The following is a 15,851-nucleotide window of genomic DNA, read 5'->3' on the forward strand; positions in this document are numbered from 1 at the left end:
GCAACATACGACACCCTAAAAAATTTCTCAGCAACAAGCCCTAACCATTGATCGTGCATGGGAAGATTTCTGGGGAATGGAAGAGCCCTATCCAAGATACTCCGGCGGAATGCCATACAGCAACCCGTAAAGGAATTTTTCCACCAATTGGCAAACACCCCCTTCGTGTAAGGGCGAATTTCGCTCAACTTGCCATCGCGAACCCACGAGGAACCGGACGGCTCGAAAGGTCGAAGCATCCACGCATCGTGAACAACGAGGTCGCCATCATTCAACGCTGCAAGAACCTTCTCCACTTTTCCAGGAAGCCAAATATCATCTTGATCGGCGAGGAAGATGAATTCCCCCTTAGATGCCTGCAGAGCACGTTCATAATTATAGATAACGCCCAGATGCTTTTCGGCGGGCAACACACGAATGCGTCCATCACCAAAAGAATTCACAATAGCGAGGGTATCGTCAGTCGTGCCATCGTCAGCGACAATAACTTCGGCATCAGTGGGCAACTGCGAAAGAATAGTTTCCAGCTGTTCGCGGATAAATTTACCGCCGTTATATGTCGCCATGCAGACCGAAATCATATCCACCACCCCCTAATGCTTCAAAAACACACTAGGGATAAACAACTTGGGCAACCGCTTAACAAAGCCCATCGAAAACGACGCCAACTGAGGAAGTCGCTTTAGAGCCTCCCCCTTATTGTTGTACGCCAAGGCAGAAAACCAGGCCGTCTTAAACGCCTGGCGAGCCTTTGAATATAATGAATGACCTTTGTAGCAATCAATTGCCCTAAGCATTCCCTCGTAGATCTTGTTTATCGTCTCTTTATTTTTCAACGACGACAAATTGTTCCCATGAATGCGGTAATGACAGCAGTTGCAGCTAATGACAGGGACTTTTCCATATTCATACACTAACTTGAGAATCATGGGAAAATCTTCCTGAAAGCAGGATGCATTATAACCACCGAGCCGACGGAACTCCGCCACGTCTATCATTTCAGAACAGCCGTGAATTTCCTTTTTACCCAAAAAAAACTCTTCAAAGGAAACTTCGGGAACAGATTTCAAATACCTCGGGTCAGGATTTGGATTCACAACCCCATTTTCGTCCATTGTATGGATTTGACCAAAGCAGGCCTTGTACTGTGGGTGATTTATCAAAAATTCGCTCTGGACTTTCAACCGATCCGGTGGCATTATATCGTCTGAGGCAAATGAACAAAAATACTTGCCACGCGCCATGGACAAGAGTTCGTTCATGGTAGCCACGACTCCCCTATTTTCGCGATGGACATAGGTAAATCGCAATTCGGAGGAAAGTTTCTCTAGAATTTCAGGAGACTTATCCGTGCTGCCGTCATCGATAACAATGAGTTCAAAAGTGACACCCTTCTGCGCCATCACCGAACGGACCGCTTCTTCCACGAATTTTTCGTGGTTGTAACTCGCCATAAGCACCGACACTACAGGCGGAAGCTCCCGCTGTTCTGTCTCGACTCCTTGAGCGAAGGCCTTCACATAGACATTCTCGGTCATCTTTTCGGCAAACATGTTGGTTACGGAGTATTCCACTTGAGCCTCCGAACCAAGATGTAAAGTGTGACTAGATACAAGAAATTTTCCGTAGCATAGGCAAGCATGGGACCATTAAAATCGACAAGCTTGACTCCAACAAGCGTTCCGACAGACAAGAAAATCTCTGAACATATTTCAACGGTTATAAACTTCACCGTTTCTGCCCGAGCAATTAGCACAAGGGCTAGGGCATATCCGCCGGCCCTGAAAAAATCACCAACAAGCTGAAGCGGCATGTAGTCCACCGCCCCCATATAGGCCGAAGAAAACAGCACCTGAACCAGGAGACTCCTGCCAAAATACAACGTGGCTATCATCACGAGGGATATTCCCATGACCCGAAGCAAAACTGGGTGGAACATACCAAAGAAATCAGCCCGAGACATTTTGGGAGAAACTTTTGGCAAAATGATCACAGTGAGAATCGCCGACATCGCCATGAACAGAAAATCAGAAACCTTCCAGACACTTTGCCAGATTCCCGCCGCATCGTTACCAAAATTGGAAGCCACCGTAAGACGCATGACCGTGAGCACTACCGGAGTGAGCGCCATGGGGACAAGTCCCATGAGGGCATAGGACAGCCATGGTCTGCGGGTATCAAGAGCCGTTTTCCAAATATATTTAACGCTAAAGCCCGCCTGACTTGCTATGCGGATGGCAAAGAACGCCGCTACGATGGATTGGGTCGCAATAATCGAAAGAACGGAAAGTCGACCCGTAAACAAGAAAAACGCAACCCAGAGCACTTGCCAGATAGATGACGCAATATTGATGGTCGCCCATTTGCGGTTCTCGTCAAGGCCATTCATGACTGCAGCCGTAATGGTTATAATATTTGTGGCAAAAATGCCAGGCAAGGCAAACAGGATTGCCGCCTGGGCAAGGCGAGTGGGGATTCCCGGCAAGAGGGTGTCTAGCGGGGCCATGAAACAGAACAGAAGCGCTGCAATAAAGGTAAACAAACTTGCAAACGTGGTTAAGCGAAGCCCGCCCCGCCAAATACCCAGCAGCTTTTCTTTAGAATTCTTGTTTTGGGCGGTAAGGGCTGTCCAACCATTCTGCAAGGCAAGAGAAGACGTTGCTGTGCCGATACTCATCAGATTGAGGAATTGTCCCACACAGGCAAATGCCGCCGGCGGCAAGAAAATAGCCAACAGTTTGTTAATGGCAAATGCCCGGATGGCGTTCACCAGGGTTACCGCCCCGGAGCCTGCAAAAAGTTTCGCAAATTTCAAATCAGAGGATTTCATCAAATAAAAGCATTTATAGATTCTATAACGTATGCGACCTGTTCATCGCTCAAGGAGGGGCCCATAGGTATGCTGAGTTCCGTGCGAGCTAGTTCCTCGGTAAGGGGAAGTGCCCCATGGCGGAGTTCCCCGCGATCTACGGCACCCACAAAAGCCTCCTGCAAATGAGGTGGAATAGGATAATGGACAAGAGTCTCAATTCCACGAGCCTTCAGGAATTCCTGTAGTTCGTCCCGCCGCTCGCAAAAAACAGGAAACACATGCCATACGTGAGCATTAGGGTTTGCAGGCAGAGGCGTCAAACGAACCAGCGGGTTCTTGATTTCGGAGCAATACCGAGCCGCAATTTCTCGGCGACGATTGTTCCAATTATTTAAATGCTTCATTTTTTCTAACAACACCGCAGCCTGTATTTCATCCAGTCGAGAATTCACACCAACATATTGATTTACGTATTTCGTTTCGGAACCGTAGTTGCCGAGCATGCGCACAATACGAGCCAATTCCGCATCGTCAGTGACAACCATGCCAGCATCACCCAGTGCGCCCAGGTTCTTTGTCGGGTAGAAACTGTAGGCTGCAGCATTTGATAAGAAATTTTTTTCGTCTAAAAAAGCTCCATGAGCCTGGGCAACATCTTCAAACACGAGTATGTTATGTGATTTTGCAAAAGTACAAATAGCTGGCATATCCGCCAAACGACCGTAAAGGTGAACAACCAAAATTGCACGTGTTTTTGGTGAACAAGCCTCTTGCAAACAGTCTACATCTAGATTACAGGAATCGCGACAAGGTTCCACCAATACAGGCACAAGCCCAGCAGCTCTCACGGCAAGTATCGTTGCGATGTACGTGTTCGCGGGCACTAGAATCTCATCGCCCGGTTTGAACCGCCCAAGCTCTATGGATGCGCGGAGCATCAAGGTCAAGGCGTCCAGGCCGTTCCCGACACCCACCCCATACGCACGTCCGCAATAGGCGGCAAATTCTCGCTCAAAACGTTCGCAATAGGAGCCACGGATGTACCATCCGGACTCTACGACCGCAGTTGCAGTGTTTTTTAACGCATCCATGTATGGTGCGTTCACCTGCTTCAAATTCAAAAAGGGAATCTTCACCGATAGCTCTCTCCCGCCGGTTCGCAACCGTCGAACTCAAACGTATACTTCAAATCAGCGAAGCAACCTACGCTTTCCTTGAAAGTACAAAGGCCCTCGCTCGCAATCCCGTCCGATGCCGCCGGCCCGAGATCAAGATAATCAAAGCCCTGTTCCCGGTAATACCGAAACATTTCACGAGCAATCACATTCAGGGGGCGCTTGTCCAAGGCGGACTGGTCGGCACCCCAGTAAATCATCTGCGCAACCTTGTCGCTGACCCTGTAAATGATAGTCGATGCCACCGGGAAGCCATCTACACGCAACAGGCAAAAATCAATGGGAATAATTTCTGCTGTTTTCTTCAAGTCCTCAAACTTCATCCACAGCGTATAGCCCTTCGCCTTGTAGTGATCCTGAATAAAACCGTAGACGCGGCGCTGCTGTTCTACAGCTGTTTCCTGCGTAAAAGCGCACTCGCTATGGGCAAACTGCTTGTAATTTCGCGCACCCATGTAATGGAGGCGTTTTTCGTACGGTGTCGAGTCCGTAAAATCAAACGCATAATTCAGGTTAGCATACGATTGCCGAAATCCATTCTGGAGTAGCGCCGACACAACCTTGGAATAAAGCATCCGATCATAAAAAATTGGTGGCAGCGTAACCTTAAAGGACTTCTTCTGCAAGAGCAGCAAGTCCTTCAATTCACGCATAGCAAAATTCAGGCACGCAATCGTCTGTATCTGGGAGCAGACAAAACCGCAAAAAGGAGCCGAGTAAGGAGAGCGCCACTCATCGCCCTTCTCGCCCACGGCAAGGCCAATGCGCATTCCGTTGTCTTCAAACGCAAAGAAACGGACTACGTCCACCTTCTCCGCATTCAACATATTGAAATCCGCCTTCATGTAACAGGCGACCGGATTTGCAAAATGGCGAGCGTACTCGTCCGCTGTAATTTCAAGCCACGCCATCTAAGCCTTCTTGAATTCGAGGTACTTGCCGTAACTGCGCCAGTAGTCGCTCTCGTCAAACTCGTGCGAAGTCAATACTAGGCAGATGGAGCCCGAAGAGAAATTCAGTTCTTCGGCCCAGACTCCGGGCGGGACATGCAGGCCGTAGTACGGACGGTCCAGCCTGTAAATCTTCTCGTTCTTGCCGTCGGAAACCTTCACGTCAAAAGCTCCGCTCGCCGCCACCAGCATCTGGTGGCATTCCTTGTGGGCGTGCCCACCGCGGTTCTCGCCACCGGGAATATCGTACAGGTAAAAGATGCGCTTCACGTCGAAAGGAATGTCCTTGGAGTTCTCGAGCGAGGTCAGGCTTCCCGAACGTTCGCTATGGCGAGGGAGTGTCAAAAGGGCACAGTCATCTATGGTCGCGGCCTTCACGGCGACAATGTCCGGAGCTTTATCACTCACGGCGTCAGGCGCATATTGTAGCGGTAGCGGCGTCCACGCGGACTTAATCCGGCAGAACTCGTCACGTTCCCAGATGTAGTCATCTTCCTCGTACGGGGTTGACGAAATTACGAGCGCAAGGGAGTTCGTCGAGAAGTTGTCAAGCGTACGGTAGTGCATGGGTGGCAGGTAGAGCCCGTAATAGGAGCGAGAAAGCGAATAGCGCTTTTCTTCCTTGCCATCGTGAATCACGGCGTCGAAGCTCCCCGAAAGGGCGACAATCACTTCGTGTTGGTTCTTGAAGGCGTGGCTTCCGCGTAGTTCGCCACCGGGAACATCGTAAATCCAGTAACAACGGCGAAACCGGAAAGGCACTTGTTTTTGCGATTCCACCACACTCAAGTTCCCGCGTTCATCGAGAAACTTAGGAAACTGGACGATTTGCGCCTTTTCTTCAAAAATCGGCATATTCAACTATCAATATACAAAAAAAGCTAATGACTCTATAGTGTTTCTACATTCACGACAAGACTAGGGCAACAGTGTAGACTTTTACCATTTCTGATTTCAAGTCATCAAATTCAAAAATTCAACAACACGTTTTGAATATGATTCAATGGAAACTCGATCCAGTAATTTTTTAGCATTTTCTTCGTTCACGATTTTTTCGCCAGCAAGCACCCGATCTAGCACTTTCACGTATGCCGCAGCATCAGTCGGCGGATCAATGAGCGGACACACCCCTTCCAGGTTTTCAAGCAACGCTGTCGTTGCACCAGCAACAGCGGGCGTCCCGCAACTGATTGCTTCCACTGGAGGAAGACCAAATCCCTCAAGCAATGATGGATACACCATTAGCTCCGCATGATAATAAAATTCCCGCAACTCAGGCGCATTGAATTCTGGAAAATGAAAAACGTTATAAAGTTTTTTTTCATCTATAATGGACCGATAATGCGGAGTCAACTTACCCACGCGGACAAACGCAACATCTGGGCGCATGCGGGCCATTTCATAATAGGTTTCCACATTCTTTCGCGGTTCAGCAAGCCCCACATGCACGCACATCGACTTGTAATTCTTAATACCATACCTACGGCGAAAAGCTTCACGTTCCTCAGGTGTTTTCTGCGTTTCCAAACGCTTAAACACAGTTCCGTCAATCGGGCAACCAATAACTGCACCCGGAGCATTCGCCATACGCGGTCCAAAATGCCTGCATACGGCGTTCTTTGTCCATTCAGAATTAAACACAAAGCCATCGGCATTCAACGTTGGATTGATATAGAACTTGTTGAGCAAGATAAACTTGATGTTGTGGGGATACTGGGTTTCAGCAAAATCGTCATGCAAATACAAAACCGTCTTTGCGTCGGGGCCACCTTCCCCTTTTGTTTTTTCAATCGCCTTTTTCGCCGATGAAATCAAGAAACCAAGCTCTGGACGAATAAAAAATACTATGTCTGGTTTTATGTTTCGAACGCAATCATACACAGGTTTGCGCAGGCTCCAAAATCCCGTATAAAGAGACTTAACCCATACCTCATGTGCCGTATACGTACGAGGGTCTGCGACGATCTTACCGCCATCAGCCGTATGCTCTGGATTTGGAAAGAACTTGGGTGTTTTCATCCACAAAACATGTGTTTCGAATTCTTTGGACACCGCCCTAACAAGGTTCAATGTCAAGCGTCCAAAACTTGTACACTCGTTCTTATCGCAAACAAATAGGATTTTTTTCATATTCAAATTCCAACAATTGCACAATATATAAAAATTATATTTTATATTGTGGAATATGACAAAACTATGCGTCGTAATGACTACGTACAATGGCGAAAAATATCTTTCGCAAATGCTGGATTCGCTCGTCAATCAAACAAGACCTGCTGATTCTGTCATTGTCGTTGACGACGGCTCTACCGATTCGACTGTAAAGATACTTGAAAGATATACCGGCACCCTTCCCCTAAAAACCATTAAGTTTGAACACAATCAGGGGCACCGAATTGCTTTTGCCAGAGCTCTTGAAGAAGCACAAAAAACACTTACCGAAAACGACCTTATTGCTCTTGCCGACCAAGATGACATTTGGCTTCCAGAAAAACATGAACTTTTAATTAGGGAAATTCAACGCCATAATGTTGACCTTATTTTGGGAGATGCCAACGTTATTGATGCCGAAGGGCGCAAAATTGCCGATTCATGGCGTACCTTCGGAAGTATTCCCGAGCATCTTTCCCTACGAGCTATTATGACCGGCTTTACCAATGTGACCGGCTGCATGGTCATTTTTAGAGCTAGCCTTCTCAAAGATATTCTCCCGATCCCTCTAGAAGCTCCCGTCCACGACCAATGGATTACATTCTGTGCTTCAGCAAGAAACGGTTATATTTCAATTAATCACCCTGTTATCCAGTACCGTATTCACGATTCTAACGCCATTGGTCTCGGCCATTCACACACATGGACAGGCAATTTGAAGCTAAACCTGCAGTGGGCAAAAATGATTCGAGAAACACGACATTTTCTAAAGTTGAAACAAGACGACCAAAAATTTCTGAACGACTATATTGGCTATGTCGAAAAGCGTCTTTCTAAAATTCTCCTGCCAGGTTATCTTTTCTGGATTCTCCGAAACACTCATTCCTTGTACCCACACATCACAAAAAAATACGCCTTGATTCCACGTGTTTTGTACGGAATCATCGGAGCTAAACTTGCAGTTAAGTTGATGGGGAGGTCGTAATGCCGGTTTGCACTGTCCTTGTCAACTATAAAAATGCCGAATTGACCATACGTTGCCTGCATGCGTTGGAACACGGTACAATCAAGCCCGACAGGATTTATGTTGTTGACAATGGAACAAGTTCTGAATCCCAAGATATTTTTAAGGCCGAAGTTTTTTCTTTACCAATCCAGTTTATTTGGAACGAGCGGAACATCGGCTTTGCACCAGCATGCAACTTGGGAGCGACTAAAGCCATCAAAGATGGTTTTCATGGTTACATATGGTTTTTAAACAACGATACCGAGCCATCAGAGGTGGCTCTTGAAAAACTACTAGAGAAAGCAACAGAATCACATGCAGGCATAACAGGTTCCCTTATTGTAAATGAACAAAATCGCTATATCGGTGGAGTCGGATTGACCCATTCCAAATTTGCCTCGGTAAGTCGTCCATCAGCCCCGCAACGCAGAAACATTCCACACTTTGACTATGTCGAAGGATCTTCTTTTTTAATCTCCCCTGACTGCATCAAGACAATCGGTTTATTGTGCGAAGATTTCTTTTTGTATTTTGAAGAAAGTGATTATTGTTTTAGGGCGAAAAAAGCAGGTTTTACACTTGCCTGGGCAACCGAAAGCATCGTCGTCCATCGAATTGGCTCAAGCACCGGGAGCGAAACCGCCAAAGGCAAAGTTCCCTTCTTTATCGATTGCCTGATGATTCGAAATCGAATTCATTTTGCCAGGCGGAACAATTTTCCTAGTATTGGCATTTGGATAGGCTTTTTAATATCTCTTGCCCTGCGTGTAAAGCGACTTCAGTTCAAGAGGGTCCTAAAAATCATCGAAATAACCATTTCCTCAAAAAGGCTAAAAAAATTCATCGAAGAAAATGGTGGCTACTATGAAATTCAAGATTAAATTTACAGCAAGCCTCATTCTTATATTTCTGCAGGCAACGTTTGCAGAAAATGCACACGTTTCGTTTGTCGACTCCGCCCGGCACCACGAGGTAAATATCGGAGCCCAACTTAAGGACTCCCTGACCGTCACCAACCTGAAAAACGCCCCCACCCACTACGACAATTCCATGTCCGTCCGGTTCTTTCTGGATGGTCACTTTACCGACAAGTTCTTATTTGCGGCCCGGGTCAACGTCAACACGGACTATACCAACCGGGAAATTCTAGGCCACAGTTACAACCCCGAAGAAGGCATCCCCTACAACAAGCAGAGCGACAACCGCCGGACCTGGGACCTGTTTGCGGCCCACGCCAGTTACCAGCTGGACCCGGTGACGCTCCTCGCCGGATTTGACTACCTGAGCATGGGTCCCGCCCGCAGGAACCACGTGATTCTCCGAGGCGAACAGAACCCCTACCGACCCTGGCAAGACAGCAGCAGCCGTTTGCAAAAGCCCGCCCCTACCCCCTATTTCGGTTACCGATTCGAATTGGGACCCGTAGAATACACCCAGTACGCGGCCAAGCTCTTTGAGAAAAAAGGCTACAACAAGTACGTCCACGTCCATCGACTGAACCTGAACCTGCCGGAAAACATCACCTTCGGCCTTTCGGAAACAGCCCTTTACGGGGAAACTACGGAACATGCAGGAACAAATCCCAATCCCGACGCTGACAGTACCTACCGGGATTTTGAATGGGCCTACGTGATTCCCTTTATCCCCTACGTGTTCCAGGAGCACCTGCAAGGGGACCGGGACAACATCTCCTTGGCCTTTGATTTAAACGTCAAGACCATCCGCCACTGGGAACTTTATGGAGAACTCCTGTGGGACGACATGAAGTCGCCCACCAGCATGTTCGACGACAGCTGGTGGGGCAACAAGTGGGCCGCCTCCATAGGCATTGCCCGTGACAGCCTGCGCCTGGGCCCTGCCCTGTTCGGCTGGTTCACCGAATTCACCCGCATAGAGCCCTGGGTCTATACCCACCACAAGGGGGGCGGCTACACCTACGCCCATTACAACCAGAGTCTAGGGAGCAATCTTGGCCCCAATAGCGAAGAACTGTACACGGAACTGGACGCCCATATCGGCTTTGTCGACATGACCCTCTTTGCAAGCATGGTCAAAAAGTGCAACAACTTCGGAAGCCACATCCGGGACATCCACACTCCCGACAGCCCCACCGACAAGCATTTCTTGAAGAAAGGCTGGACAGACGAATACACGGAATTCGGCGGTTCCCTGAAGATTACGCCCTGGGAATTTATTTCGGTAGAAGCCGGTTATTCCCGATTCTTCGGGGACTACGAAGGCTATACGGCTAGAGCGGCAGGGAGCCTGCAGTGGTAACGTCCACGGGCTTTAGGGTCGCCGCCATTTCGTCTGGAAAATGAAAATCCGTAAACACCCTGGGTTCATCCCAGTAGGGCAGCTGCACTTGCACCTTGTAGGCATAGAGCATCTGATGGTGAGCCCCCAAAAGGTCAAAGTCCTCTTCGGATAGCGAACCACCGCCGGACATCTTCTGGTAGAATTTTCCATCGAAACTGTACAGCCGGTCTCCAACGATGGGGAACCCCAGTTCTGCGAGGTGGGCACGAATCTGGTGCTTGCGACCGGTCAACAGTTCACATTCCACCAGGGAACGGCAGGAGTTTTCGGCAGCAGTTTCTGGCGAAGCTGATTTTGCCACAGCACCCGGCAAAACGGCAAGCCTCCTGAACACCGTAGAGCAAGGCTTTCCGCCCGGAGTATGGTACATCTTGATACGGATAGGTGCCGACGGATTTTCCGAAAGCGGCAAGTCGCAACGGACTTCCCCTTCGGGAAATTCCCCAGGAACTACCGCCAGATAGAACTTACGGAGCAGAATCCGGTCCAGATGTTTCTGGAACCTTGACGCCGTATCGGCACTTTTGGCAAACAGCATGATTCCGCCGGTATCCCTATCCAGACGGTGCATGGGAGTAGCCGTCTCGCAGTCAAAGCCCCGACGGATAATGGCGGTAAAGGTGTTGTAGAAAATCCGACCCGTATGATGGACAGGAACTCCGGCAGGCTTTGCCACCAGCAAAAATTCCTCGTCTTCGAAAAGAGTCTCGTAATGGGTGGGCACGTCGGGTTCGCTGTAGTTTTCCACATGGTAGATTACCTTGTCGCCCCTGTGGCCCAGCGTTTCAAGCGTCGCGGGATTGCCGTTAATTGTCACCAGCCCGCGAGAAATTTTTTCGGACCATTCTTCACGACTGTGGTAGGTGAACCGCTCCGAAAGACTGTCCAGCAAAAGCCGGCCGTTCTGTTCCGGCCGGACTTCGCTTTCAAAGAACATATCCTTGGGGGCACTCACCTGAGAGAATCCCTGACGTAGCCCGAAGAATCCCGAAGTTCATCTATCACGTCGAAGGCCAGTGAACCAATCACCGCACCGTCCTTGTAGGCGGTCTCTACGCGGTACTTGCCTGCCGGGACCTTGCTCTTCTTGGAATAGCTCCGGAATCCCTGTTCACGACCGCCATTGATGACCATACGGCCAGAAGAAATCTTATCCGTAAGGCGGTACTCCCCCGTAGAGGGGTCCTTGTAATACCAGCGGTACTCCAGCTCCGCCTTCAAGGCGGCCGGCGCATAGACGGCGGCCAAGAAATACACCTCCCCATCGGGAGCCTTGTGTACCGAAGGTGCCTGCAGGCCGAGCTTCTGCAAAAATCCTGGAGCATCCACGTCGCAGGAGAAATTCTTGCGGTCAAAATTCTGGCAGGGAATCTGCTGTTTCAGCACGAGAGGAACCGGCGGCACCCAGTTCATCAAGTAGGCTACAATCAACAGGGAACTGATAAAGACCGGTGCAACCAAAACCGCCTTGCTCCGGTGCGAAATTTTCCAGATCCAAACGCAAAGCCCCAAGGAAAGAAGAGTGCTGAGCAGGAACCAAAAAAAACCGATCCGATGTACAACGTGGGGAATGATAAAATTCAGGAACATGGTTCCCAACAAGCAGAAAAAGGCAAGGCTCACACCAAAGCTTTCGTACTTTTTCTGCAAGAATTCATTGCCCACCAGCATGCACGCAAGGGCAATGACCAGCAAGAACGACGCCAGGGAACCGCTACTCTTGAAATAACAGACCACCAGTGCACTGAACAGGCCACCGAACAGGAACTGGACTGCCCAGGTAAAACGGGCTTTCCATACCGGACTCCATTCCCTGTCTAAAAAACGATGATGCACCACGATAGCATTGACGGGAACTGCCGTCGATTCGTAGCCGATTTTGTCGGCAATTTGTTGAGCCTTGTTTTCGGCAGCAGATTTAAGTTTTTCCGCAACTTCTTCGACCTTGGTCTGGGGTTCCTTGGAGGTGGCAGGCCCTGGAGCCGCCTGAACCCCCTGAGCTTTCGCCACAGCGGCAAGACGTTCCTTAGTCCAACCTTCCGGGTGGTCCAGCTTAGCCGACAACAAAATCACTAGAATAAAAGCGCCAACGTAATACGCCAAAAGAATCAGCAGGTCGGAACCATAGACCATGGTACCGAGGGTAATGGAATCCCAACCGAATCCCGCCAGAAAAGCGATAGCAGGGAAAAACTTCTCAACCCGCTGGACAATGGGGGTCGCCCTTAATTTTTCAATCCGTTCCTTCGCCTGCATCTTTAAGCCCCATAGAGATTGTTGTCCAGAATGTAGCGGTAAATTTCGGGTAGCAAGCCTTCGGGGCAAACGCCCCTGTTCTTCAACAGGCTCCGGCGGATTTCAGTACTGGAAAAGCGGCCCACAAAACCTTCCTTGGGTCCAAGCCAGAACATACCGGCATAGCCCTTGGCCTTGTGTTCAGCAGGATCGATTATTGGAGAGCCAGCGCGGGCAAACACGATGATTTCGAATTCCTTCATCAACTGTTCACCGTTAAATTCCGTACCGTAAAAATGCAAGGGGTCTCGCCACTGGGGCATGGTCTCGTAACTATCGGCACCGGTCAGCAAACGGAAATTGATGTCGGGAAACTTTTCTCGCAAGCCTTTTAAGAAAATATAGGTTCCCCGGTAATCCCCCTGCTCGATTTCCAAGTCCGAAAGAATAAAGCGGGGTTCATGGCCGGTTGCCATTTCCAGCATCTTGAAACGGTGTTCCGGAGACGCATTGATAATCTTGTCCCAGCGGTCGGGGCTGGGCATAAACCAGACCTCGTCGCAGAAGCCTTTCTTTAGGCAAAGTTCCGCCACATAAACATGGTCCCTATGGACCGGGTCAAATGCCCCGCCCATGACGGCAACGGTCTTAGAAGACATAAGCGGCAAACCCGAAATTGAGCTGGATGCGGCTTCCGGAAACCGATTTCCCCATAAAGGGGTCGTAATGGTCCAGCACCCAGCGGTAGCTGACTTCGGCAAAGAGCATAGAAGTCGTAAAAATGTTGACAACAGAGCCGAATCCGGCCCCCCATTCATTCCAGGCGATGTCGCCCAAGTCACTGAGTTCCTTGGCCCTGGAATAAGAACCAGTAATGTAGAATAGGCTCCAGGCATGGATTCCCAACTCCACATCGAAATTTGAATGGTCTATCTCGTACTTTTCATCGTCAGATTCTTCTTGATAATCAAAAAATCCATACCCGACCCTCAAGAATCCAAGACCAGGGTACCAAACGCCAATCATGGGCTCAATCTGCCGTAGGCCAAGGCCCTGGCTTGCACCCACTCCCGTTCCCGAACCAAAACCAAGAGCACCGCCCAAGAACAGAGGCGTACGGATTCCTGCCAAGGTTCCGCCATCCTGGGCAAATGCACCTGCCACAGAAAAGGCTAGGAAAAAGAGTAATGTTCGCAAAAAACGAGGTTTCATATAGAGTCCATCTACTATCTACAAAACTAAAAAAAGCGCAATGACAAGCCCAAGCAGGGCGTTCAAAAAAGCATCCCCCTTGGACAATAAATAGGTTTTTCGGGAAAAATCGCCAGTCCGTAAAATCTGGAGCAAGGCCAAATCAGAGCCGACCAGGGTCAAGGCCAATTTTATGGCGACAAAAACCGTCACCCATATAGCGAGCCCCGAAAAACAAGTCAGGGCAACATAAACCGACGAAAGAACGAAAGAAAGCAAAAAATTGGACCGGCGCATAGCCCCTTCGCTAGCTCCGTTTACCCGGGCCATTTCCTTCAGCTCTCCCGCCTTTTCAGAAAGAGACTGAAAACTGGCCAAAAATTCCGATGCGTTATAGCCCATCATCACAATGGATGCCACCAGCATTATCTTGGATGCAATATCCACCTAACCCACACTCCCTAATTTCTCGAATTCAAGATTCTCAAATAACTGGCGTAACGTGCCCGGGAAAGCCTACCCGACTCTACGGCCTCCCGCACCGAACAGCCAGGCTCCTTTAGGTGCAGGCAGTTGCTGTACTTGCAGGTAAAAAGGTCGCCTTCGAAAAATCCCGGAAAAATTTTAGCCAGAGTCTCGCCGTCCATATCGTCTTCGCCATTAGAAAGGCCGATACTCCGGATACCCGGCGTATCGATGACGTAGCCCCCGCCAGGAAAATCAAACAGACTCGAAGAGGTGGTGGTATGCCGGCCCTTGCCGTCCCGTTCCCGAACGGCCCCCGTTTCCAGCTCAGCACCAGGCACCAGGGCGTTCACCAGCGTAGACTTACCTACACCGCTCTGGCCGCTAAATACCGAAGACTTGCCTTGCAGCTCCTCGCGTAACCTGTCCAGACCTTCGCCGGTCCTGACGCTTACCGGAATCACCTTGTCCACGATGGTCATGAAGTCCCGGATATCGTCGGTCAAGTCCGCCTCGCCATTGGGGAGCAGGTCCATCTTGGTCAGCACCAGCACAAAAGGCAGGTTGTTGAGGTTTGCCGCCAAAAGGAATCGGTCCATAAAGCCGTAGTTGAATTCCGGTTGGGCCACGCTGGCCACAATCACCACCTGGTCGATATTTGCCGCCAGGGTGAGCTTACGCCTGAAACTGTCCCGAGGGCCCGGACGCTTGAGTTCGCTCTTTCGCGGAAGCACCCGCACCACGCAGTACTTTTGGGAGCCTACCCCCTCGCCGGTATCTTCGTCTTCGTTCACCTGGCCAAGCAACACTCGGTCCCCTACGGCAGGGAATTCCCCTAAAGCCTTGGAGGTGGTGGCACGGTACATGGCGGTAACAATTAAATTCGGAGTTCGGAGTTCGGAGTTCGGAGTTAATAATTCTGAATTCTGAATTCCGAAATCTGAATTTGAAGCCGAAGGCTTCAATCGGACTTCGCAGGTGCGGCGGTGGACTTCTACTACCAGGCCTTCGACGCAGTCCTTTTCGTCAATCTTTTCCAGCGGGTCCTTGATTTTCTTGATGCGGGGATTCTTGAATTCGCGACTGAAACGCTCCTTGACGGGGCGTTCATCTACCACGCCCGACTCCATCTCCCGCATCACGTCGATACGGCGGCTGCGGTGGTCCCGACGGGTGGGCCTTACACGCCGAAGCGTCTCCGGTTCGTCATCGAATTCGTTATTTAGCATCTTTCTTGGAATTTAGAAAAGCGGGGAGCGTTTCTTCCAGTTCCTCTTCGGTTACAGGTCGATTCTGTCGGATGGACTCCATCAGAAAATGAATTGCCTTGAGCCGTCCGTTGCACTTTTCGATGCAGTTGTCGTAAAAGCCCTTGGTCTTGTAGTCTCCTTCTACCACCCGCTCCGAGGCATAGAGAAAATGCTCTACGCAAATGGAGAGCTGGTCGGCTTCGGCCCGAAGGTCTTCAAGGTTGCTCTTGGTAAAAAAAGGCATAGGGTAAAGATAGTAAATAGGGACTAGGATCTAGGAGCTAGGGGTTAGGGGTT

The 15,851-nt window shown here is 49.7% G+C and carries 17 protein-coding genes; 3 read left to right on the top strand and 14 right to left on the bottom strand.

Features of this window, described 5'->3' with window-relative positions; genetic code table 11:
• From IKB43_00895 to IKB43_00925, 7 genes are all read right to left on the bottom strand, one after another.
• Positions 1 to 581: glycosyltransferase (locus IKB43_00895; protein ID MBR2468703.1), on the bottom strand; the 581-nt coding region annotated here is incomplete at its 3' end.
• A gap of 12 nt (positions 582 to 593) precedes the next feature.
• Complete coding sequence (locus IKB43_00900) at positions 594 to 1,538, bottom strand: glycosyltransferase (protein ID MBR2468704.1); 945 nt, start codon at positions 1,536 to 1,538, stop codon at positions 594 to 596.
• A 20-nt stretch (positions 1,539 to 1,558) separates the two neighbouring features.
• Entirely contained in the window at positions 1,559 to 2,815 is a 1,257-nt protein-coding gene (locus IKB43_00905; GenBank protein MBR2468705.1) for an O-antigen translocase, read from the bottom strand.
• Between the two features lie 14 nt (positions 2,816 to 2,829).
• Entirely contained in the window at positions 2,830 to 3,903 is a 1,074-nt protein-coding gene (locus tag IKB43_00910; protein ID MBR2468706.1) for a DegT/DnrJ/EryC1/StrS family aminotransferase, read from the bottom strand.
• A gap of 41 nt (positions 3,904 to 3,944) precedes the next feature.
• Positions 3,945 to 4,898: a GNAT family N-acetyltransferase gene (locus IKB43_00915; GenBank protein MBR2468707.1), complete on the bottom strand. Its 954-nt coding sequence runs from the start codon at positions 4,896 to 4,898 to the stop codon at positions 3,945 to 3,947.
• Positions 4,899 to 5,504, bottom strand: a complete 606-nt coding sequence (locus tag IKB43_00920; GenBank protein ID MBR2468708.1) for a WxcM-like domain-containing protein — start codon at positions 5,502 to 5,504, stop codon at positions 4,899 to 4,901.
• Positions 5,505 to 5,891: 387 nt separating this feature from the next.
• Positions 5,892 to 7,067, bottom strand: coding sequence for a glycosyltransferase family 4 protein (locus tag IKB43_00925; protein ID MBR2468709.1), 1,176 nt, complete (start codon positions 7,065 to 7,067; stop codon positions 5,892 to 5,894).
• A 55-nt stretch (positions 7,068 to 7,122) separates the two neighbouring features.
• Between IKB43_00925 and IKB43_00930 the strand changes: the two genes are divergently transcribed.
• Genes IKB43_00930 through IKB43_00940 form a run of 3 tightly spaced genes read left to right on the top strand, consistent with a single transcriptional unit; the run spans position 7,123 to position 10,371 of the window.
• Entirely contained in the window at positions 7,123 to 8,073 is a 951-nt protein-coding gene (locus tag IKB43_00930; protein ID MBR2468710.1) for a glycosyltransferase, read from the top strand.
• Entirely contained in the window at positions 8,073 to 8,975 is a 903-nt protein-coding gene (locus IKB43_00935) for a glycosyltransferase family 2 protein (GenBank protein MBR2468711.1), read from the top strand. Before IKB43_00930 ends, IKB43_00935 begins: the two co-directional genes overlap by 1 nt.
• On the top strand, positions 8,959 to 10,371 hold the full coding sequence (locus IKB43_00940; GenBank protein ID MBR2468712.1) for a hypothetical protein: 1,413 nt from the start codon (positions 8,959 to 8,961) through the stop codon (positions 10,369 to 10,371). Before IKB43_00935 ends, IKB43_00940 begins: the two co-directional genes overlap by 17 nt.
• On the opposite strand, the gene IKB43_00945 is transcribed toward IKB43_00940, so the two are convergent.
• The 7 genes from IKB43_00945 to IKB43_00975 all read right to left on the bottom strand — a co-directional run bounded on the left by IKB43_00945 (position 10,343) and on the right by IKB43_00975 (position 15,798).
• Positions 10,343 to 11,350, bottom strand: a complete 1,008-nt coding sequence (locus IKB43_00945; GenBank protein MBR2468713.1) for an RluA family pseudouridine synthase — start codon at positions 11,348 to 11,350, stop codon at positions 10,343 to 10,345. The genes IKB43_00940 and IKB43_00945 overlap by 29 nt on opposite strands.
• 14 nt (positions 11,351 to 11,364) lie before the next feature.
• On the bottom strand, positions 11,365 to 12,546 hold the full coding sequence (locus IKB43_00950) for a DUF2914 domain-containing protein (GenBank protein MBR2468714.1): 1,182 nt from the start codon (positions 12,544 to 12,546) through the stop codon (positions 11,365 to 11,367).
• Positions 12,547 to 12,671: 125 nt separating this feature from the next.
• Positions 12,672 to 13,307, bottom strand: coding sequence for a nicotinate-nicotinamide nucleotide adenylyltransferase (locus IKB43_00955; protein MBR2468715.1), 636 nt, complete (start codon positions 13,305 to 13,307; stop codon positions 12,672 to 12,674).
• Complete coding sequence (locus IKB43_00960) at positions 13,297 to 13,860, bottom strand: hypothetical protein (GenBank protein ID MBR2468716.1); 564 nt, start codon at positions 13,858 to 13,860, stop codon at positions 13,297 to 13,299. The genes IKB43_00955 and IKB43_00960 overlap by 11 nt, the downstream gene beginning before the upstream one ends.
• Positions 13,861 to 13,878: 18 nt before the next feature.
• On the bottom strand, positions 13,879 to 14,265 hold the full coding sequence (locus IKB43_00965; protein ID MBR2468717.1) for a hypothetical protein: 387 nt from the start codon (positions 14,263 to 14,265) through the stop codon (positions 13,879 to 13,881).
• Between the two features lie 35 nt (positions 14,266 to 14,300).
• The gene (gene rsgA, locus IKB43_00970) at positions 14,301 to 15,533 is read right to left on the bottom strand and encodes a ribosome small subunit-dependent GTPase A (protein MBR2468718.1); all 1,233 of its coding nucleotides are present in this window, start codon (positions 15,531 to 15,533) and stop codon (positions 14,301 to 14,303) included.
• Positions 15,523 to 15,798 carry a hypothetical protein gene (locus tag IKB43_00975; protein MBR2468719.1) on the bottom strand — a complete coding sequence of 92 codons (276 nt, stop codon included), beginning with the start codon at positions 15,796 to 15,798 and terminating at the stop codon, positions 15,523 to 15,525. Before IKB43_00975 ends, rsgA begins: the two co-directional genes overlap by 11 nt.
• Positions 15,799 to 15,851 lie beyond the last annotated feature (53 nt).

The organism is Fibrobacter sp. (assembly GCA_017503015.1).
Classification (GTDB): domain Bacteria; phylum Fibrobacterota; class Fibrobacteria; order Fibrobacterales; family Fibrobacteraceae; genus Fibrobacter.

Bases quoted from the DNA above. Each gene is read 5' to 3' on its own strand.
- IKB43_00955 (MBR2468715.1), bottom strand. From the start codon at position 13,307: ATGTCTTCTAAGACCGTTGCCGTCATGGGCGGGGCATTTGACCCGGTC.
- IKB43_00925 (MBR2468709.1), bottom strand. From the start codon at position 7,067: ATGAAAAAAATCCTATTTGTTTGCGATAAGAACGAGTGTACAAGTTTT.
- IKB43_00935 (MBR2468711.1), top strand. From the start codon at position 8,073: ATGCCGGTTTGCACTGTCCTTGTCAACTATAAAAATGCCGAATTGACC.
- IKB43_00920 (MBR2468708.1), bottom strand. From the start codon at position 5,504: ATGCACTACCGTACGCTTGACAACTTCTCGACGAACTCCCTTGCGCTC.
- IKB43_00975 (MBR2468719.1), bottom strand. From the start codon at position 15,798: ATGCCTTTTTTTACCAAGAGCAACCTTGAAGACCTTCGGGCCGAAGCC.
- IKB43_00910 (MBR2468706.1), bottom strand. From the start codon at position 3,903: ATGGATGCGTTAAAAAACACTGCAACTGCGGTCGTAGAGTCCGGATGG.
- IKB43_00960 (MBR2468716.1), bottom strand. From the start codon at position 13,860: ATGAAACCTCGTTTTTTGCGAACATTACTCTTTTTCCTAGCCTTTTCT.
- rsgA (MBR2468718.1), bottom strand. From the start codon at position 15,533: ATGCTAAATAACGAATTCGATGACGAACCGGAGACGCTTCGGCGTGTA.
- IKB43_00915 (MBR2468707.1), bottom strand. From the start codon at position 4,898: ATGGCGTGGCTTGAAATTACAGCGGACGAGTACGCTCGCCATTTTGCA.
- IKB43_00900 (MBR2468704.1), bottom strand. From the start codon at position 1,538: ATGACCGAGAATGTCTATGTGAAGGCCTTCGCTCAAGGAGTCGAGACA.
- IKB43_00965 (MBR2468717.1), bottom strand. From the start codon at position 14,265: ATGCTGGTGGCATCCATTGTGATGATGGGCTATAACGCATCGGAATTT.
- IKB43_00950 (MBR2468714.1), bottom strand. From the start codon at position 12,546: ATGGTCTATGGTTCCGACCTGCTGATTCTTTTGGCGTATTACGTTGGC.
- IKB43_00940 (MBR2468712.1), top strand. From the start codon at position 8,959: ATGAAATTCAAGATTAAATTTACAGCAAGCCTCATTCTTATATTTCTG.
- IKB43_00945 (MBR2468713.1), bottom strand. From the start codon at position 11,350: ATGTTCTTTGAAAGCGAAGTCCGGCCGGAACAGAACGGCCGGCTTTTG.
- IKB43_00930 (MBR2468710.1), top strand. From the start codon at position 7,123: ATGACAAAACTATGCGTCGTAATGACTACGTACAATGGCGAAAAATAT.